Source organism: Streptomyces sp. NBC_00358, from assembly GCF_036099295.1.
In the GTDB taxonomy this organism is placed as follows: Bacteria; Actinomycetota; Actinomycetes; order Streptomycetales; family Streptomycetaceae; genus Streptomyces.
Map to the genome: position 1 here is coordinate 2052516 of NZ_CP107976.1, position 19359 is coordinate 2071874.

The window sequence follows — 19359 nt, forward strand, 5'->3', positions numbered from 1 at the left end:
GTGGCCGGTCAGGACCGGGTGGCGAGGGTGCGGGCACTCCTCGAGGGCGTACGACGCGAGGGGCGGACCGCGCTCACGGCACCCGAGGGGAAGCTGGTCGCCGACGCCTACGGGATCGCCGTGCCCGGTGAGGAGCTGGCCCGCGACGAGGAGGAGGCGGTGGCCCACGCGGAACGCTTCGGCGGCCCGGTGGTGATGAAGATCGTCTCCCCCGACATCCTGCACAAGACCGACGCGGGCGGGGTGCTCGTCGGTGTCGAGGGGGCGGCGGACGTACGGGCCGCCTTCCGCACCATCGTCGCGAACGCGCGGGCGTACGACGTGCGCGCCCGGATCGACGGCGTACAGGTGCAGGAACTGGTCCCGCCGGGGCAGGAGGTCATCGTCGGAGCGGTGAGCGACCCGACGTTCGGGAAGGTCGTCGCCTTCGGGCTCGGCGGGGTGCTGGTCGAGGTCCTCAAGGACGTCACGTTCCGGCTCGCGCCGGTGAGTGACGACGAGGCCCTGTCGATGCTGGACTCGATCCGCTCGGCACAGATCCTGCGCGGGGTGCGCGGCGCGCCGCCGGTGCGCAGGGCGGCCCTGGCCGACCAGATCCGCCGGGTCTCCGAACTCGTCACGGACTTCCCCGAGATCGCCGAGGTGGACCTCAACCCGGTGATCGCCTCCCCCGAGGGCGCGGTCGCGGCGGACATCCGCGTGCTCCTCGGCGGGAGCGCTCCGGCCGCGCGGCGCCGGTACACGCGGGCGGAGATCCTCGCTTCCATGGACCGGCTGATGCGGCCGAGGTCGATCGCCGTGATCGGCGCCTCGGACGTCCCGGGCAAGATCGGTCACGCGGTGCTGCGCAACCTGATCGACGGGGGTTTCGCGGGCGAGATCCATCCGGTGAACCCCCGGGCCGACGACATCCAGGGGCGCAAGGCCTACGCGAGTGTCGCGGACATTCCCGGGGAGGTGGACGTCGCGGTGTTCGCCGTGCCCGCCCGCGCGGTGGCCCGGGTGCTGGAGGAGGTGGGGCGCAAGAACATCCCGAACGCGGTCCTGATCCCCTCGGGGTTCGCGGAGACCGGCGAACAGGGGCTCCAGGACGAGCTCGTGGCCATCGGCGAGCGGTACGGCGTCCGGCTGCTGGGCCCGAACATCTACGGCTACTACTCGACCTGGCAGGATGTGTGCGCCACGTTCTGCACGCCCTACAACGTGAAGGGCGGTGTCGCGCTCACCTCGCAGTCCGGCGGCATCGGCATGGCCGTCCTGGGGTTCGCGCGGACCACGAAGACGGGGGTCTCGGCGATCGTCGGGCTCGGCAACAAGGCGGACCTGGACGAGGACGACCTGCTCACCTGGTTCGGCGAGGACCCGCACACGACGTGCGTCGCGATGCACCTGGAGGACCTCAAGGACGGCCGGGCCTTCGTGGCGGCGGCCCGCGCCACGGTCCCGAGGAAGCCGGTCGTCGTCCTGAAGGCCGGCCGTACCGCCGCCGGCGCGCGGGCCGCGGGCTCGCACACCGGAGCGCTCGCGGGCGACGACGCCGTGTACGACGACATCCTGCGGCAGGCCGGTGTCATCAGGGCTCCCGGACTCAACGACATGCTGGAGTACGCGCGCGCCCTGCCGGTGCTGCCGGCTCCCCGGGGCGACAACGTCGTGATCATCACGGGCGCAGGCGGCAGCGGCGTGCTGCTGTCCGACGCGGTGACCGACAACGGGCTGTCCCTGATGGAGATCCCGCCGGACCTCGACGCCGCCTTCAGGAAGTTCATCCCGCCCTTCGGGGCCGCGGGCAACCCCGTGGACATCACGGGCGGCGAGCCGCCCTCCACGTACGAGGCGACGATCCGGCTCGGTCTGGAGGACCCGCGCGTGCACGCGCTCGTCCTCGGCTACTGGCACACCGTGGTGACCCCTCCCCTGGTCTTCGCCGAACTCACCGCGCGCGTGGTGGCCGAATTCCGCGAACGCGGCGTCGAGAAGCCCGTGGTGGCGTCGCTCGCGGGCGACGTCGAGGTCGAGGAGGCCTGCCGGTACCTGTACGAGCGGGGGGTCGTGGCCTACCCGTACACGACCGAGATGCCGGTGGCCGTCCTCGGCGCGAAGTACCGCTGGGCGCGCGCGGCAGGACTGTTGGGGGGCCGCTCATGACATGAGTGTGCGCGGGGGCGGCCGACGGTGCGCGTCGGCCGCCCCCGGGACCCGTGAGCGCACGAAAGGCATTTGGCAGGGGGCGCTGACCAGATCTTTCGACGCAAGGGGTGCACGATCGACATGACAACCACCGACTACTCGACATCCGTCCCCCATCGGGAGGTGAGGGACCGCCACGGCCGCGTGTACCGGGTCGGCGAGACCGACATCGACCTCATGGGCCGCGGACGCGTGTGGATGGTCCTCCTGCCCTGGGCGGGCATGCTGGGCATCAGTTCCGCCGAGTACGCGTTCACCTCGGCGGAGGACACACTCCACGAGGCCCATCTGTGGAGCAGCGGACACATCTTCTGGCTGATGGGTGTCTGGATCTTCTTCCAGGCGGCCGTGGCCTTCCCCGCCGGGCGACTGCGCGAGAGCGGCAGGCTCCCGGCCCGTACGGCGATGCTGCTGGGCGCGCTCGGCACCCTGCTCGGCTATGTGTCCCTGGCGTTCGCGCCGCATGTGGCGGTCGCGTACCTCGGCTTCGGCATGTGCAGCGGCATCGGCGCGGGTCTCGTCTACGCGACCTGCGTGAACATGGTCGGCAAGTGGTATCCGGAGCGCAAGGGCGGCAAGACCGGCTTCGTCAACGGCGGTTTCGCCTACGGGTCCGTGCCCTTCGTGTTCCTGTTCACCTCGTACATGGACCCGGGCAACTACCGGGGCGTCCTGGTGGGCGTCGGTCTGCTCTGCTGCGCCCTGGTCGCGGTGGCCGGCTGGTTCTTCAAGGACCCGCCGAAGGGCTGGTGGCCGGCGGACGTGGACCCGCTGAAGGTCTCCGACGACCCGAGGATCCGGCGGGCGCTGGAGAAGAACCCGCCGGCGGTGAAGCAGTACACCCCCAGGGAGGCGGCGCGTACGCCCGTTCTGTGGATGATGTGGTTCTGCCTGCTGTGCACGGCCGGGATCAACATCTTCGGCATCGCCTTCCAGGTGCCGTTCGGCAGGGACATGGGCTTCGCGGGCGGGATCGTGGCCACGGCGATGTCCCTGAAGGCGATCGTCAACGGCACCGGACGCGGCGTCATCGGCTGGATCTCCGACCGCTTCGGGCGGCGCCACACGCTGATCATCGTGTGCCTGGTGCTCGGCTCCGCCCAGTTCGGGGTCCTGGTCTCCGGCCAGTTGGGCAGCATGCCCTTCTTCCTGTTCTGCTCCATGGTCTCCGGCTTCGGCGGCGGCGCGATCTTCCCGCTGTTCGCGGCCATGACGGCGGACTACTTCGGTGAGAACAACAACGCCTCCAACTACGGGATGGTCTACAGCTCGAAGCTGATCTCGGGCCTCGTGGGCTCCGGCATGGGCGCGGTCGTCGTCGGCGCGTGGGACTACCACGGCGCCTTCGTGCTCGCCGGGTCCATCGGTCTGGCGTCGGCGGTACTGGCCCTGTTCCTCAAGGCACCGGGCCGGCCGCGGGCCCGCAGCATCGTTCCCAATCCGCACCCGCTCGGCGAGGAGATGGCCTGATGACGACGGAACCCATCGCGGAGAAGGACGCGCCCGACGACCCCGGCGCCCCGGGGCGCGCGTACCGGGAGGTCACGGACGCCCGGGGCCGTGTCTACCGGGTCGGCGAGACCGACCGGGACATCCTCGGCCACTCACGGAAGTTCATGGTGTACCTGCCCTGGGCCGCCATGATGGCCATCAGTGTCTTCGAGTACGCGTACGGCTCGGCCGAGGACACCCTGTCCCACGCCCACGGCTGGACGCAGAGCAACACCTTCTGGATCCTGAGCATCTGGGTCTTCTTCCAGGCGGGCATAGCCTTCCCCGCCGGCTGGCTGCGGGAGAAGGGGATCCTGAGCGCCCGCCGGGCCATGTACACGGGCTCGGTCATGTGCGCGGCCGGCTTCCTCGCCCTGTCGCACCTGAGCAACGTGCTGCTGGCGATCGTGGGTTTCGGCGTGATCGGCGGCATCGGGTCCGGGCTGGTGTACGCGACCTGCATCAACATGGTCGGGAAGTGGTTCCCCGAACGGCGCGGCGCGCGGACGGGATTCGTCAACGGCGGATTCGCGTACGGCTCCCTGCCGTTCATCTTCATCTTCAACTACGCCTTCGACACTGCCAATTACCACCGGGTCCTGGACCTCATCGGCTGCTACGTGATGATCGTGGTGCTGTCGGCCGCGTTCTTCTTCAAGGACCCGCCGAAGAACTGGTGGCCCGCGGACATCGACCCGCTGACGTACGGCGGTTCCGCGAAGGGGGCCGCGAGTCTCTCCAAGAACCCTCCCGCGGTGAAGCAGTTCACCCCCAAGGAGGCCATCAGGACCGGCATGCTCCCGCTGATGTGGATCGCGCTCGTGATGACCGCGGGTGTGTCGATCTTCGGGATCTCCTTCCAGGTCGACTACGCCAAGGAGATCGGCTTCGGGCCCCTGGTGGCCGCGTCGTCGATGGGCGTGATGGCGGTCATCAACGGTGTCGGCCGGGGCGTGGTGGGCTGGCTGTCCGACACGTACGGCCGCAAGCAGACCCTGGTGTTCGTCATCCTGGTCCTCGGACTCGCGCAGTTCGGCGTGATCTGGGCCGGTGACATCCACAGCGAGGCGCTCTTCCTGATCTTCGCCTTCCTCTCCGGGTTCGGCGGCGGGGCCTTCTACCCGATGTTCGCGGCCCTGACCCCGGACTACTTCGGCGAGAACTACAACGCCACCAACTACGGCCTGGTGTACAGCGGAAAGCTGATCAGCGGGCTGTTCGGCGGCGGGCTCGGCTCGATGGTGGTCGCCGCCTGGGGCTACGACGGCGCGTACGCGCTGGCCGGCGGTATCTCCATGGTCGCGGCCGCGATCGCCCTGCTGCTGCGGCAGCCGGGCCGCAGCACGGCCGACAGCCCGGCGCCCCGGCCACAACCGGTGGGCTGAGCAAGCGACTTCCCCGCAGGGGTGGCCCTCTCCGCGATCCGGCGGGAGGGTCACCCTCGGGTGCGTGCCGGAGCCGGTCCCGGCCCGAGTCCTCGTCCGGCGCGCGGAGCGCCGGACGAGGACTCGGGCCGCCGGACGAAGGGAGTCGGGCGGGCCCGACGAAGGGAGTGGGCGCCGGACGAAGGGCGCCTGGCGGGCCCGCTCGCGGGGCTACTTCTCGCGGTCGTGGTACATCTGCCGCGTGTGTTCCGTGTGGGCCCGCATGACCGCGGTGGCCCGCTGTCCGTCGCGTTCCGCTATCGCGGCGATCAGTTCGCGGTGCTCGGTCCAGGACTGCCGGCCGCGCTGGCGGGCCACCGGGGTGTAGTACCAGCGGACCCGGCGGTCGACCTGTGCGGCGAGTTCGGCGAGGACCGTGTTGCCCGCGAGCTCCATGACCTTGGCGTGCAGTCGCGCGTTCATCGCGACCGCGGCGTCCACGTCGTCGGCGTCCACCGCCCGCTCCCCCTCGGCACACAGGTCTTCGAGGACGCTGATGGCCGCGGTGCCCGCGTTGGCGGCGGCGAGCCGGGCCGCCTCGGCCTCCAGGAGCGTACGGACCGTGAGGAGCTGGTCGGCCTCCTCCTCGGTCGGCTCGTGGACGAACGCGCCCTGGGCGGGCCGCAGATCGACCCAGCCCTCGGTGCTCAGCCGCTGGAGGGCCTCGCGCACGGGCTGCCGGGACACTCCGAGATGTCCGGCGAGCTCGCTCTCGACGAGGTGCTGGCCCGGCTTGAGCGCACGGGTGGTGATGAGTTCGAGCAGCGCCTCGTACACGCGGTCACGCAGCGGGCCGGGTCGTTCGAGCCTGGGTACCGCTCCCTGAGGCAGTCCTGTCGACAACATCACGGTCCCTCCTGGGCAGCGCCGTCGCCGCGATAGGAAAGTCGATTATCAATTGTCTTTCGCCTACAGTCTACGGCGCACAAACGCCCGGCAGGGCACGGGAGTCGGGCTTGTCACACCCGGGGCCGCGGGAGCCGGACGAGCAGCTCAGGCCGCCTCACGGACAGCGGACGACCTGGCCCGCGTAGGAGAGGTTGCCGCCGAAACCGAACAGCAGGACGGGGTCGCCGGTGGAGATCTCGCCGCGTTCGACGAGCTTGGAGAAGGCGAGCGGGATGCTCGCGGCGGAGGTGTTGCCGGACTCGACGACATCCCGCGCGACGACGGCGTTGACCGCGCCGATCTTCAGGGCGAGGGGTTCGATGATGCGCAGGTTGGCCTGGTGCAGGACGACTCCGGCGAGGTCCTCGGGCACGAGGCCGGCCCGCTCGCAGGCCTTCCGGGCGAGCGGCGGGAGCTGCGTGGTGGCCCAGCGGTAGACGCTCTGCCCCTCCTGGGCGAACCGAGAGGGGGTGCCCTCGATGCGTACCGCGTGCCCCATCTCGGGCACCGAGCCCCACAGCACCGGCCCGATCCCGGGCTCCTCGCCGTCGGCGCAGGCCTCGACGACGGCGGCCCCCGCGCCGTCGCCGACCAGGACGCACGTGGTGCGGTCGGTCCAGTCCGCCACCTCGCTCATCTTGTCGGCGCCGATGACCAGTGCCCGGGTCGCGGCACCGGCGCGCACGGTGTGGTCGGCGGTGGCGAGGGCGTGCGTGAAGCCGGCGCAGACGACGTTGACGTCCATGGCGGCCGGTGAGGGGATGCCGAGGCGGGCGGAGACCCGGGCGGCCATGTTCGGGGAGCGGTCGACGGCCGTGGAGGTGGCGACGAGGACGAGGTCGATGTCGCCCGGCGTCAGACCGGCGGAGGCGAGGGCCTTGGCGGCGGCGTGCGCGGCCAGCTCGTCGACGGGTTCGTCGGGCCCGGCGATGTGGCGGGTCCGGATGCCGACGCGGCTCCTGATCCACTCGTCGCTGGTGTCGACCAGGCCCGCCAGGTCCTCGTTGGTGAGTACCCTGGCGGGCTGGTAATGGCCGACGGCGGCGATCCTTGAGCCGTTCATCAGTGGTCCCCCTCGTGCTTCGGTAGCGGGATCCACCAGTCTGATCAATGACTCACCGGTACGGCGGCAGGTGAAGCCACAGGATTGAGACGCCAGGCTTGTCGGCTTCTGTCAGACTCTCGGACGCCCGAACACCTACCCCGAGAACAGCTGTGTCGCCTTCTGTATCAGCTCGTAGACGCCGTAGCACAGGGGTGCGCCCACCCACAGCCAGGCGAAGGCGATCAGTGCCCGCCGGTCAGGCGGACTCGGGCTGCTGTCGTGCGACATCGGCGGCCTCCCTCGGTGCGGGGATGTGGTGGCGGGCGTGCACGGGCCGTACGAGCTCGTTCGCGACGAAGCCGACGGCGAGCAGCCCGATCATGATCAGGAACGACAGGGTGTAGAGGGACGAGCCGTGCCTGCCCGCCGCCTCCTGGTGGTCCGCGATGCGGTTGACGATCAGCGGGCCGAGGACACCCGCGGTGGACCAGGCGGTGAGGAGCCTGCCGTGGATGGCGCCGACCTGGTAGGTGCCGAACAGGTCCTTCAGATACGCCGGGATCGTGGCGAAGCCGCCTCCGTAGAAGGAGAGGATCACCAGCGCGCTCAGGATGAACAGGGGTTTGGAGGAGTCCCCGAGCCATGCGATGAGGGCGTACATCAGCGCGCCGACCCCGAGGTAGACGCGGTAGATGTTCTTGCGTCCGATCAGGTCCGAGGTCGAGGACCAGCCTATGCGGCCCGCCATGTTCGCCGCGGACAGCAGGGCGACGAATCCGGCGGCCGCCGAGACGGACACCGGCGTGGAGGTGTTCCCGAAGAAGTCCGTGATCATCGGGGCGGCCTTCTCCAGGATGCCGATGCCCGCGGTCACGTTCATGCAGAGGACGATCCACAGGCACCAGAACTGCGGGGTGCGGACGGCGTTACGAGCGGAGACCTGGACGCCGTCGAGCGCGCTCGGCCCGGACACGGCCGGTTTCTCGCCGCGCGGCACGCGCACCAGCAGCACGCCGAGCGTCATGAACACGGCGTACGTCAGTCCGTGGACCAGGAAGGCGAGCGCGATCCCGGAGGAGTCGGAGCCGAACGACTTCAGCATCTGGGCGGACCAGGGCGAGGCGATCAGCGCGCCGCCGCCGAAGCCCATGATCGCGATGCCGGTGGCCATGCCGGGCCGGTCCGGGAACCACTTGATCAGCGTGGAGACGGGCGAGATGTAGCCGATGCCGAGGCCGGTCCCGCCGACGAAGCCGTAGCCGAGGACGATCAGCCAGTACTGCTCGGTGGCGGCGCCGAGCGCGGAGATGAGAAAGCCGGAGGAGAAGCAGACGAGGGCGACGGTCATCGCCCAGCGGGGGCCGTTGCGCTCGACGAGCGTGCCGCCGAACGCGGCCGACAGGCCGAGCATCACGATGGCGAGCTGGAAGGGTAGCGCGCTCTGCGTTCCGCTGAGGCCGAGCGCGGATTCGAGCGGTGGCTTGAAGACGCTCCAGGCGTAGGCCTGGCCGATGGAGAGATGGACCGACAGGGCGGCCGGCGGGACGAGCCAGCGGCTCCAACCGGGCGGTGCGACAGGAGGGCTCATGATCCGGGACGATAGGAAGCGCTCGCCCGGCTGTGAAGCGGCCTGACGCGAACTCGTCGACCGTATGCGATGAGCGGTATCCCTGACGCGACGAACGGTCACCGGCCCCTTGCCCCCACTCATTCCATCCTGTAGACAATATTTCGTCGACAGAGTTCGGAAGTTCCTCGGTACCCTCGACCGAACGGAGCGCCACACAGTGAGAGTCGCAGTTCTCGGCGCCGGTGCGATCGGCGCCTACGTCGGCGCCGCGCTGCACCGCGCCGGCGCCGACGTGCATCTCGTCGCCCGTGGACCGCACCTCGCGGCCATGAGGCAGCACGGCGTCCAAGTCATCAGCCCCCGCGGGGACTTCACCGCGCGTGCCCATGTCACCGACGACCCGGCCGACATTGGTCCGGTCGACTGTGTCTTCCTCGGCCTGAAGGCCAACTCGTACGCGGCGTGCGGGCCGCTCATCGAGCCGCTGCTGCACGACACCACGGCGGTGATCGCCGCCCAGAACGGCATTCCCTGGTGGTACTTCCACCGGCACGGCGGACCCCACGACGGCCACCGGGTGGAGAGCGTGGACCCGGGCGGCGCGGTCAGCGCGGTGCTGGCGCCGCGGCGGGCCATCGGGTGCGTGGTCTACGCGGCGACCGAGCTGCAGGCGCCGGGCGTCGTCCGCCACCTCGAAGGAACCCGGTTCTCCATCGGGGAACCGGACCGGTCCGTCTCGGCACGCTGCCGGGCCTTCAGCGACGCCATGCGGGAGGGCGGGCTGAAATGCCCGGTCGAACCGGACCTGCGCAACGACATCTGGCTCAAGCTGCTCGGCAACATCTCCTTCAACCCGATCAGCGCGCTGTCCCGCGCCACGATGCGGCAGATGTGCCTGCACGGCGGGACGCGCGAGGTCATCGAGATCATGATGACCGAGACGCTCACCGTCGCCCGGGCCCTCGGCTGCGAGGTGGGCGTGTCCATCGAGCGGCGCCTCGCGGGGGCCGAGCGCGTCGGCGACCACCGCACCTCCACGCTCCAGGACCTGGAGCGCGGCAAGCCGCTGGAGCTCGACGTGCTGCTCGCGGCCGTCGTGGAACTGGCGGAGATCACCGGGGTGCCGGTCCCGACGCTGCGCACCGTCCACGCCATCTCGGACCTGCTCGCGCTGCGGACGGCGGCATGAGGGCGGAGCGGGCCGCCGCAGCCACCGGGCGGCCCGCTCCACTCACGCGGGTCCGGCGACCGGCGCACATGCAGGACAATGAGGACGCGAAGGTCACCCGCCCCGCCCGTCGATCCGGTGACCCGCACGGCAACCGCCGCAGGAAGGGCCGATCCGGCCGGCCGCACGTACGGAAGCGGGACTGATCAGGACATGGGACGAGTCACGGAACGACGCAAGGTGATCCGTGTCCGGGACGGTGCCGTGAGCACCCGCCCGGACACGCTCGTCGCCGAGGAACCACTGGAGATCCGCCTCGACGGCAAGCCCCTGGCGATCACCATGCGCACCCCGGGCGACGACTTCGCGCTGGCCGCGGGCTTCCTGGTGAGCGAGGGCGTGCTGGGCCGGGCCGACGAGCTGCAGAACATCGTGTACTGCGCCGGGGCCACGGTGGACGGTTCCAACAGCTACAACATCGTCGACGTACGGACGGCGCCCGGCGTCGTCATCCCCGACATCACGCTCGAACGCAATGTGTACACGACGTCGTCGTGCGGTCTGTGCGGCAAGGCGAGCCTGGACGCGGTCCGTACGACGGCCCGCTGGCCCATCGACGACACCGAGGGCGGCACCACTCCCCCGGTGCGGCTGGAGCCGGGCCTGCTCGCGGTCCTCCCCGACCGGCTTCGCGCGGCCCAGCAGGTCTTCGACCGCACCGGGGGCCTGCACGCGGCGGCCCTGTTCACCGAGGACGGCGAGCTGGTCGACGTACGCGAGGACGTGGGCCGGCACAACGCGGTCGACAAGCTGGTCGGCCGCGCGCTGCAGAACGGCACGCTCCCGCTCTCCCGGACGGTGCTGCTGGTCTCCGGCCGGGCGTCCTTCGAGCTGGCGCAGAAGGCGGTGATGGCGGGCATCCCGGTGCTCGCGGCGGTCTCCGCGCCGTCGTCCCTGGCCGTCGACCTGGCCGCCGAGACCGGCCTGACCCTGGTCGGCTTCCTGCGCGGCACCAACATGAACGTGTACGCGGGCGAGCACCGCGTCGCCCTGCGGGCCGCGGCCGCCCAGGGCTGACGCAGGCTCCCCGCGACACGGCGGCGGGGCCCCGGACGGCGGGGAGCGCCCCCTGCGCCGGAGGGGGCCCCGCCTCGGCCCCGGCCCTCCCCACCTGGGCGGGCACGGGAGCGCCGGGAGCGCCCCAGCGGCTCACCGCGCGGAGAAGCGCACCTCCCCGGCGGTCACCACCGTGCCGAGGCGCGGGAAGTCCAGGCGGACGGAGGCCTCGTGCTCGGGGGCGGTGAAAGCGGCCATCGCGTCCTGGACGAAGACGAGGTCGTAGCCGAGGTCGCCGGCGGCGCGCGCGGTGGACTCGACCCCCAGGTTGGTGGCGATCCCGCCGAACACCAGGGTGGAGACGCCGTGTTCGCGCAGCCGTTCGTCGAGGCCGGTGCCCTGGAACCCACCGATGGTCCGCTTCACGATCTCCAGATCACCCTCCGCGACCAGCCCGGGGACGAGACCGCTGCCGGGCGGCTGCTCCGGGACTCCGGACCGCTCCACCCGGATGAGCACGACGAGCGCGCCGGCCTTCCGGAAGGTGGCCGCCAACTCCTCGGCGGTGGCGAGAACTTCGGTCCCCTTGTACGGCTCAAGGGGCAGCGCCACGATGCGCTCCATCAGATCGACGAGCACAAGGGCGGTGCGCGCCGGATCGAGGGCGAGGCGGGGTTCGGCTTCGGGTGCGGTCATGACGGAACGTTAGCCCGCATCAGCCGTCCGTACCGGAAATCCGGATCAACAAGCCAGTGAACTGCTCCTCGCGGAGCGGCCACCCGGACGCGCGCCGACCGGTCGAAATCTGGCGTGAACACGACCGGTGCAGGCTCCTTGTGGGGTGCCTGAGAGCCCAAGTAGCGTCTGCGGCGCGAACGTTGGACGTGGGATGTCCAGAGAATCCGGATTGCCCAGCCGCCGTACGAAGGGCAGGTCGCACGATGCCGTCACGCCTTTGCACCCGTCTGAGATCCACCTTCGCCGCACGGCCGGGACCGCGTTCCCGCACCCGTCCGCGACTCCCCTTCGCCACCCGGCGGGGACCGCGATCCCGCACCCGCCTCGTAGCCGCGCTCACCGCCGCTCTGAGCATCGCCGCGCTGATCGCGCTCCCGGGGACCGCACGGGCCGAACCCGCTCCGGCCGGCGGCGAGTTCGAGCAGCAGGTGCTGTTCAAGGCCGCCCAGGATCCGGGTTACGCCTGCTTCCGCATCCCCTCCGTCGTACGGACGACCGAGGGAACGCTGCTGGCGTTCGCCGAGGGACGGGTCCTCAACTGCGGTGACGCGGCCGACATCGACATCGTCGTGAAGCGCTCCGGCGACGGCGGGCGCACCTGGAGCCCGCTCCAGGTCGTCAACGACGGGGGCGGGAACACCCACGGCAACCCCACACCGATCGTGGACCGTGAGACCGGCCGGATCGTCCTGGCGGAGACGTACAACACGGGCCGTACGGACAGCGCGAGCTGCTCCGTGCCGTGCGACCGCACTCCGCATCTCCAGTACAGCGACGACGACGGTCTGAGCTGGTCGCGGCCGCGCGACCTGAGCGACGAGATCCTGCCCGCGAACTGGAACTCGTGGTACGCCACCGGTCCCGTGCACGGCATCCAGCTCACGCGCGGCCGGCACGCGGGACGGCTGGTCTTCGCCGTCAACACCGAGACCTGGAACGGCAGTCGGGTCACGGCCAACAACGCCGCGCTCATCACCAGCGACGACGGAGGCGACCACTGGGACATCGGTGCGACCGACTCCTGGCCGATCGCGGACGACGGCACCTACCGGCAGAAGCCCTCCGAGATGACGCTCACCGAGCGCGCCGACGGCTCGGTCCTGGTCAGTGGCCGCGAGCAGGACGGCACCGACCTCGGGCACCGCACCCAGGCGGTCAGCCGGGACGGCGGCGACAGTTTCCTCTCCCCCTTCCGTGACGTCCCGGACCTCTACGCGCCCCAGGTGCAGGGCTCCGTCCTGCGCGTCGGCGACCGGATCCTGCTGTCCTGCCCGGCCGACCCGGACCGCCGCCGGACCATGATGATCCGCTCCTCCTACGACGGCGGACGCACCTGGGACGGCGTGGACCGCGGCACGGTCGTCACCACCGACTGGTCCGGCTACTCCGACCTGGTGCGTGTCGACGGTGACACCGTGGGCCTGCTGTACGAGGGCGGCGCGGCCGACGCGCGCGACGAGATCCGCTTCGCCCGCTTCACCGAGGACTGGCTCCGGCCGCGCCGGGGCCCCGACCCGACGACGGCCGACCTCGCCCCGTTCACCCGTCGGGCGGCGGTCCTCGGCGGCGCGAGCGAGACCTCCGGCGTCCTCGGCGGCGCGCTGGAGTTCGACGGCACCGACGACGCCGTACGGCTGCCGTACCAGGACCGGTTGCCGCTGGGGACGAAGGACTTCACCGCTTCCCTGTGGTTCCGCTACACGGCGACCGGCGGTGAGCAGCCGCTGCTGTGGATGGGCGGGATCGGTACGACGCAGCCCCAGGTGTGGCTGCGCGGGGAACCCTCGTCCGGCCGGATCACCGGTCTCATCACCACCAGGGACGGCGCCGCGGCCCCGGCCACGGCGTTCGTGCGCACCGCGGGGGCGTTCAACGACGGCCAGTGGCACCATCTGGCGCTGCGCCGCGGCGGCGGACGGCTCACGCTGTTCATCGACGGGACGACGGTCGGCACCGCGGACGTGCCCGGATCGGTGAGCCGCAACTCGCCGTTCGGGGTGCACGTCGGCCAACGGATGGACAGCCGCGCGTACTTCACCGGCGCGATCGACGACGTAAGGGTCTACGGAAGGGCGTTGAGCGACGCGGAGCTGGCCGCACCACCCGAGCGGCAGGTGACCTCGGGCACCGTCCTGTGGCTCCCCATGGACCGGGTGAGCGGGGGCCACTAACGTCCCCTCCGTGCCCGAGGACGCCCGAGCGCGGCGGCGGAACGGGACCGGGCTCGGCGTCCTGCTGGCCCTGGTCTCGGCGGCCGTGCTGCTCACCGCCCTCCCGGACCACCACCGGGACGGCGGTGGCACGTGCCGCGCCCGCGCCGTCACCTCCTGGGCCGCGGACGCCCGGCTCACGGCCGAGTTCGCCCGGTACGGCGACGACGACGGCCGTGCCGACGACTGGACCGGCGGCGACGGGACCCATTCGGTGCGACTGCCGGACGGCCGGGTGCTGTGGCTGTTCTCGGACACCTATCTCGGCCCGGTGCACGGACCGCCGAACCCGGTCGGTGAGCCGTACGCGTGGCGCGACCCGGGCACACCCCTGGTGCGCAACTCGGCCGTCGTGATGTCCCGCGAGGGCCGATTGACCGGCACCCTGCCCGCGCCCCTCTTCCCGGATCCGGCACCCTCGCTGTGGCGCTGGCCGGTCGCCGCCCGGGTCGAACCCCGCGCCCCCGGCTCGGACCGGAAGGTCGTGCGGGTGCTGCTGTGGACCCGGACCGCCGGACAACCGCCGTGGATCTACGGGGTGCCCACCGCCACCGAGGTCGCCACGCTCTCGCTGCCCGCCCTGCGGCTCGAAGGCATCACCACGGCCCTGGACCAGCGAACGGTCGCGGACCCCTCCCGGCGCGTGCTGTTCGGCACCGCGGCCGTCGCCTCCGGCGCGTGGACGTACGTCTTCGGGGGTGACGACGGGCGGGCCGCCGCGCGCCCCGCCGGGCGGGCGTACGTGGCGCGGGTGCCGCGCGGCGGCCTCGGCGAGCCGGGGGCCTGGGAGTACTGGGACGGTTCGGCGTGGACCGTGCGCGGGCGCCCGGCGCCGGTGCTCGGGGACGACCGGCGCACGGGCGTGGGCAGCGCGTTCACGGTGGTGCGGGACGGCGGCACGTACGTCCTGTTCACGATGGCGGCGGGTGCCGCCGGCCTGACCACGGTCAGCTCGTACTGGGCGTGCGCGCCGACCGGTCCCTGGCACGGCCCCGCCCGCGGCCTCGACCCGTCGCTCCCGAGCGCCGGTGCGGCCGCGTACAACCCGCAGGCGCACCCGGAGCTGGGCGACGGCGACCGGGTCGTCCTCAGCTACGACGTCAACCGGCTCGACTCCACCGGCGCGGCGGCGAAGCAGAACCTCAGCCGGAACGTCTCCCTGTACCGGCCGCGATTCGTGACGCTGCGTCTGGGGAGACCCGCGCCCTGACGGACCGGGCGGGACCGGTGGGCCCGCCCGCACCGCCAGCCCTTCCGCCGGTGCCCGTCGCCCCCCTGGTTCCGGCCGCGCTGTCCGGGCCGGTCACCTCGGGGTCGCGGGCGCGGCGCTTGGCGATCACCGCGCACACCATGAGCTGCATCTGGTGGAAGAGCATCAGCGGGAGCACGGCGAGCGAGGCGTGCGCGCCGAACAGGACGCCGGCCATGGGGAGTCCGGAGGCGAGCGACTTCTTGGACCCGGCGAACTGGATGGCGATCCGGTCCTCCCTGCCGAAGCGCAGGGCCTTCGCGCCGTACCAGGTCAGCAGGAGCATCACACCGAGCAGCAGCGCCTCGACGACGAGGAGTCCGGCCAGCCGGACGGCGCTGACCTGGTGCCAGATACCCCGCACCATGCCCTCGCTGAACGCGGTGTACACGACGAGCAGGATCGAGCCTCGGTCGACGTACCCGAGGACCTGCTTGTGGCGGGTGATGAAGGCGCCGATCCAGGGGCGCAGCAGTTGTCCGGCCACGAAGGGCACCAGCAGTTGCAGCACGATCCTGAGGAGCGAGTCTGCGGAGAACCCGCCGCCGCTGCTGCCCAGGAGGACCGCCGCGAGCAGCGGGGTGACGACGATGCCCGCCAGCGACGAGAAGGAGCCCGCGCAGATCGCGGCGGGCACGTTGCCGCGGGCGATCGAGGTGAAGGCGATCGACGACTGGATGGTCGACGGGACGAGCGTGAGGAAGAGGAGGCCGGTGTAGAGGTCGTGTGTCAGGAGTGCCGGTTCGAGGCCGCGGGCGGCGAGGCCGAGCAGCGGGAACGCCACGAAGGTGCACACGAGGACCGTGCCGTGCAGCCGCCAGTGTCTGAGGCCTTCCATCGCCTCACGGGTGGACAGGCGCGCGCCGTACAGGAAGAAGAGGAAGGCGATCGCGGCCGTGGAGGCCCCGGAGGCGACGTCCGCCGCCGTACCGCTCGCCGGGAACAGGGCGGCGAGGCCCACGGTCCCGAGCAGCAGGAGGATGTAGGGGTCGACCGGCATCCAGCTCGGCCACTGCAGGCGTTTCACGGTGCTCCACTGCTCGGTTCGGTGCGTCTGAATCGTCGTCCGGCCACTGTCCCGCCGCCGTCCGGCCCTTCCGGCCGAAGTCCGGCCGTCGTCCGTCGTCGTCACTCGCCGTCCGGTGGTCGTCGGCGGACCGTGCCCTCTCCATCGTCCTCTCCCGTGCCGCGATCGGGAATCCGTCATACCGCTCTGACTGTCATCACGTTTCGCGATAGCGTGGCGGTGTGTACGACCCTTCCCAGTTGCGTACGTTCCTCGCGGTGGCCCAGACGCTGAGCTTCACCCAGGCCGCCCGGCGGCTGGGACTGCGCCAGTCCACGGTCAGCCAGCATGTGCGCCGGCTGGAGGACGCGGCCGGGCGGCAGTTCTTCTCCCGTGACACGCACTCCGTGGAGCTCACCGAGGACGGTGAGGCGATGCTCGGGTTCGCTCGGCGCATCCTGGAGGTGCAGGAGCAGGCGACGGCGTTCTTCACCGGGACCCGGCTGCGCGGGCGACTGCGCTTCGGCGCCTCCGAGGACTTCGTGCTGACCCGGCTGCCGGAGATCCTGGAGGGCTTCCGCACGGACCATCCCGAGGTGGACCTGGAGCTGACGGTCGAGCTGTCCGGCACCCTGCACGAGCAGCTCGCCGCGGGGGATCTCGACCTGGTGCTGGCGAAGCGGCGGCCCGAGGACCCGCGCGGCGAACTCGTCTGGCACGACCGGCTGGTCTGGATCGGCGCCCAGCGGCTGCGGCTGGACCCGGACCGTCCGGTGCCGCTGATCGTCTATCCGCCCCCGGGCATCACCCGCGCGCTGGCCCTCGAAGCCCTGGAACGCCAGGGCAGGCCGTGGCGCATCGCCTGCACCAGCGGCAGTCTGAACGGCCTGATCGCGGCGGCCCGCGCGGGTCTCGGCGTGATGGCCCACTCGCGGGGGCTGGTGCCGCCCGGCCTGGTCCGGGTACCGGAGCGTGCAGGGCTCCCGAAGCTCGGCGAGGTCGACTTCGTGCTGGTGCACGGACGCCGGCGGCCGTCCGCGCAGGGGGCCGCGGACGCGCTCGCGGCGGCGATCCTCGCGGGCGGGGACCGGCTGTACCGGGGGCGGAAGGGCTAGCGGAGCGGAAGAGCCCGGCGCTTCCCCATACGCAGGGGGCGGGGCCGGAGGAGCCCGCGCCGACCGCGGAATGCGATGTTCCGAATGTGCTCCCGGAGGGACTCGTGACCCGGCCCGGGTCGTAGCGATTCCGTGGAGATTACGGACGCGAAACCTACGGAACCGTAAGGAATTCTGTCCTACCCTTCCCCTTGTGGGGGCATTTCCGCGGCTGACCTGTGCGAACCCCGCACCCCTCGGCGGTTCGAGGCCCCTCCCGCCCGGTCGCGTGGTGGGGTAGCTTTCACGGCGCTGTGCGGAGCGCCACGAGGAGCGGTATTGCGCGAGTTCACCAACCCCCCGTTGGCGTCGGCGCCGCCGGTCGGCGGCCTGGCCGACGCCGTGTTCGAGTATGCCCGGGTGGACCCCCTCCACGTCGCGCTCGGCCGCAAGGACGAGCAGGGACAGTGGCGCGACGTCACCTCGGCCGAGTTCCGGGACGAGGTCCTGGCGCTCGCCAAGGGAATGCTCGCCCAGGGCGTCCGCTTCGGCGACCGGGTCGCCATCATGTGCCCGACCCGCTACGAGTGGACCCTGTTCGACTTCGCCCTGTGGACGATCGGCGCCCAGGTCGTGCCCATCTACCCCACGTCCTCCGCCGAGCAGGTCTTCTGGATGCTGCACGACGCGCAGGTGTCGGCCGTCATGGTGGAGCACGAGGACCACGCGATGACCATCGCCACGGTCGTCGACCGGCTGCCCCAGTTGCACAAGCTGTGGCAGCTCGACGTGGGCGCGGTGCACGAGCTGTACGAGGCCGGTGCGCACCTCGACGACGAGGTGGTCCACCGGCACCGCCGGGCGGTCACCCCCGAGTCGACCGCGACGATCATCTACACCTCGGGCACCACCGGGCGCCCCAAGGGCTGTGTCATCTCGCACGCGAACTTCATGTTCGAGGCGGACACCGTCATCACCCGCTGGGAACCCGTCTTCCACTCCAAGCGTGGTGACGAGGCGTCCACGCTGCTGTTCCTGCCGCTCGCGCACGTCTTCGGGCGGATGGTGCAGATCGCCGCGTTCCGCGGGAAGGTCAAGTTCGGGCACCAGCCTCAACTGCACGCGTCCGCGCTGCTGCCGGACCTCGCCGCGTTCCGGCCCACCTTCTTCCTGGCCGTGCCGTACATCTTCGAGAAGGTCTTCAACGCCGCCCGCCGCAAGGCCGAGAGGGAGGGCAAGGCCGGTCCCTTCGAGAAGGCCGTCGACGCCGCCGTGCGCTACGCGGACGCCGTCGAGGCCAAGGCCTGGGGCACCGGTCCGGGCCCCTCGGCGAGTCTGCGCATGCAGCACCAGGTCTTCGACAAGCTCGTCTACTCCAAGGTGCGGGCCGCGATGGGCGGCCGGGTCAGGCACGCGATGTCGGGCGGCTCGGCGATGGACCGGCGGCTCGGACTGTTCTTCGCGGGCGCGGGCGTGACCATCTACGAGGGGTACGGGCTCACCGAGTCCACGGCCGCCGCGACCGCCAATCCGCCCGAGCTCACCCGGTTCGGCACCGTCGGCCAGGCGATCCCCGGCACCACCGTGCACATCGCGGACGACGGGGAGATCTGGCTCAACGGCGGCAATGTGTTCCAGGGCTACCTGAACAACGACAAGGCCACCGACGCCACCCTGCACGACGGCTGGCTGGCCACCGGCGACCTCGGCTCCCTGGACGAGGACGGGTACCTCACGATCACCGGGCGCAAGAAGGAGATCCTGGTGACCTCCGGCGGCAAGAGCGTCTCGCCGGGCGTGCTGGAGGAGCGGGTGCGCGACCATCCGCTGGTCGCCCAGTGCATAGTGGTCGGAAACGACCGGCCCTACATCGCCGCGCTCGTCACCCTCGACGCCGAGGCCGTCGAGCACTGGCTCCAGATGCGCGGCAAGCCGCCGCTGTCCGCCGGCGATCTGGTGCGCGACCCCGATCTGGAGACCGAGGTGCGGCGCGCCGTGGTCGCCGCGAACACCCTGGTCTCGCAGGCCGAGTCGATCCGTACGTTCCGGATACTGGCCAACCAGTTCACCGAGGAGCACGGCCTGCTGACGCCGTCGCTGAAGCTGAAGCGCAAGGCGATCGAGAAGGCGTACTCGGCGGAGGTCGAGGCGCTCTACCGGACGTAGTCCGGGCGAGGCCGCTTCCGTTCCGGGGGCGGGGACCCCGGCGTTCCGGCATGATTGATCGGTT

Annotated in this window: 15 protein-coding genes; 9 read left to right on the forward strand and 6 right to left on the reverse strand. The window is 71.4% G+C overall.

The window, feature by feature from the left end:
• The 3 genes from OHT01_RS08540 to OHT01_RS08550 all read left to right on the forward strand — a co-directional run bounded on the left by OHT01_RS08540 (position 1) and on the right by OHT01_RS08550 (position 5066).
• Complete coding sequence (locus tag OHT01_RS08540; protein WP_328552521.1) at positions 1 to 2148, forward strand: acetate--CoA ligase family protein; 2148 nt, start codon at positions 1 to 3, stop codon at positions 2146 to 2148.
• A gap of 123 nt (positions 2149 to 2271) precedes the next feature.
• Entirely contained in the window at positions 2272 to 3660 is a 1389-nt protein-coding gene (locus OHT01_RS08545; protein ID WP_328552522.1) for an OFA family MFS transporter, read from the forward strand.
• The gene (locus OHT01_RS08550) at positions 3660 to 5066 is read left to right on the forward strand and encodes an OFA family MFS transporter (protein ID WP_328552523.1); all 1407 of its coding nucleotides are present in this window, start codon (positions 3660 to 3662) and stop codon (positions 5064 to 5066) included. Before OHT01_RS08545 ends, OHT01_RS08550 begins: the two co-directional genes overlap by 1 nt.
• A 210-nt stretch (positions 5067 to 5276) precedes the next feature.
• Here OHT01_RS08550 and OHT01_RS08555 read toward each other — a convergent pair whose 3' ends face one another.
• The 4 genes from OHT01_RS08555 to OHT01_RS08570 all read right to left on the reverse strand — a co-directional run bounded on the left by OHT01_RS08555 (position 5277) and on the right by OHT01_RS08570 (position 8626).
• On the reverse strand, positions 5277 to 5951 hold the full coding sequence (locus tag OHT01_RS08555; protein WP_328552524.1) for a GntR family transcriptional regulator: 675 nt from the start codon (positions 5949 to 5951) through the stop codon (positions 5277 to 5279).
• Positions 5952 to 6108: 157 nt separating this feature from the next.
• The gene (locus tag OHT01_RS08560; RefSeq protein ID WP_328552525.1) at positions 6109 to 7056 is read right to left on the reverse strand and encodes a beta-ketoacyl-ACP synthase III; all 948 of its coding nucleotides are present in this window, start codon (positions 7054 to 7056) and stop codon (positions 6109 to 6111) included.
• Positions 7057 to 7191: 135 nt separating this feature from the next.
• A complete protein-coding gene (locus OHT01_RS08565; RefSeq protein WP_328552526.1) occupies positions 7192 to 7326 on the reverse strand; it encodes an MFS transporter small subunit in 135 nt (44 codons plus the stop codon).
• Entirely contained in the window at positions 7295 to 8626 is a 1332-nt protein-coding gene (locus OHT01_RS08570) for an OFA family MFS transporter (protein ID WP_328552527.1), read from the reverse strand. The genes OHT01_RS08565 and OHT01_RS08570 overlap by 32 nt, the downstream gene beginning before the upstream one ends.
• A gap of 199 nt (positions 8627 to 8825) precedes the next feature.
• Between OHT01_RS08570 and OHT01_RS08575 the strand changes: the two genes are divergently transcribed.
• Positions 8826 to 9797 carry a 2-dehydropantoate 2-reductase gene (locus OHT01_RS08575; RefSeq protein ID WP_328552528.1) on the forward strand — a complete coding sequence of 324 codons (972 nt, stop codon included), beginning with the start codon at positions 8826 to 8828 and terminating at the stop codon, positions 9795 to 9797.
• A gap of 192 nt (positions 9798 to 9989) precedes the next feature.
• A complete protein-coding gene (gene fdhD, locus OHT01_RS08580) occupies positions 9990 to 10853 on the forward strand; it encodes a formate dehydrogenase accessory sulfurtransferase FdhD (protein ID WP_328552529.1) in 864 nt (287 codons plus the stop codon).
• A gap of 132 nt (positions 10854 to 10985) precedes the next feature.
• On the opposite strand, the gene OHT01_RS08585 is transcribed toward fdhD, so the two are convergent.
• Complete coding sequence (locus OHT01_RS08585) at positions 10986 to 11528, reverse strand: isochorismatase family protein (RefSeq protein ID WP_328552530.1); 543 nt, start codon at positions 11526 to 11528, stop codon at positions 10986 to 10988.
• Positions 11529 to 11773: 245 nt separating this feature from the next.
• Here OHT01_RS08585 and OHT01_RS08590 point away from each other — a divergent pair, with 245 nt between their 5' ends.
• The gene (locus OHT01_RS08590) at positions 11774 to 13741 is read left to right on the forward strand and encodes a sialidase family protein (protein WP_328552531.1); all 1968 of its coding nucleotides are present in this window, start codon (positions 11774 to 11776) and stop codon (positions 13739 to 13741) included.
• Between the two features lie 10 nt (positions 13742 to 13751).
• Complete coding sequence (locus OHT01_RS08595) at positions 13752 to 14990, forward strand: DUF4185 domain-containing protein (protein WP_328552532.1); 1239 nt, start codon at positions 13752 to 13754, stop codon at positions 14988 to 14990.
• Here OHT01_RS08595 and OHT01_RS08600 read toward each other — a convergent pair.
• Positions 14923 to 16056 carry a bile acid:sodium symporter family protein gene (locus OHT01_RS08600; protein ID WP_328552533.1) on the reverse strand — a complete coding sequence of 378 codons (1134 nt, stop codon included), beginning with the start codon at positions 16054 to 16056 and terminating at the stop codon, positions 14923 to 14925. The two genes, OHT01_RS08595 and OHT01_RS08600, sit on opposite strands and share 68 nt — an antisense overlap.
• 221 nt (positions 16057 to 16277) lie before the next feature.
• Here OHT01_RS08600 and OHT01_RS08605 point away from each other — a divergent pair, with 221 nt between their 5' ends.
• Together OHT01_RS08605 and OHT01_RS08610 are read left to right on the forward strand one after the other, a co-directional pair.
• Positions 16278 to 17150, forward strand: a complete 873-nt coding sequence (locus OHT01_RS08605; protein ID WP_328552534.1) for a LysR substrate-binding domain-containing protein — start codon at positions 16278 to 16280, stop codon at positions 17148 to 17150.
• A gap of 318 nt (positions 17151 to 17468) precedes the next feature.
• Entirely contained in the window at positions 17469 to 19295 is a 1827-nt protein-coding gene (locus OHT01_RS08610) for an AMP-dependent synthetase/ligase (protein WP_328552535.1), read from the forward strand.
• Positions 19296 to 19359: the final 64 nt, after the last annotated feature.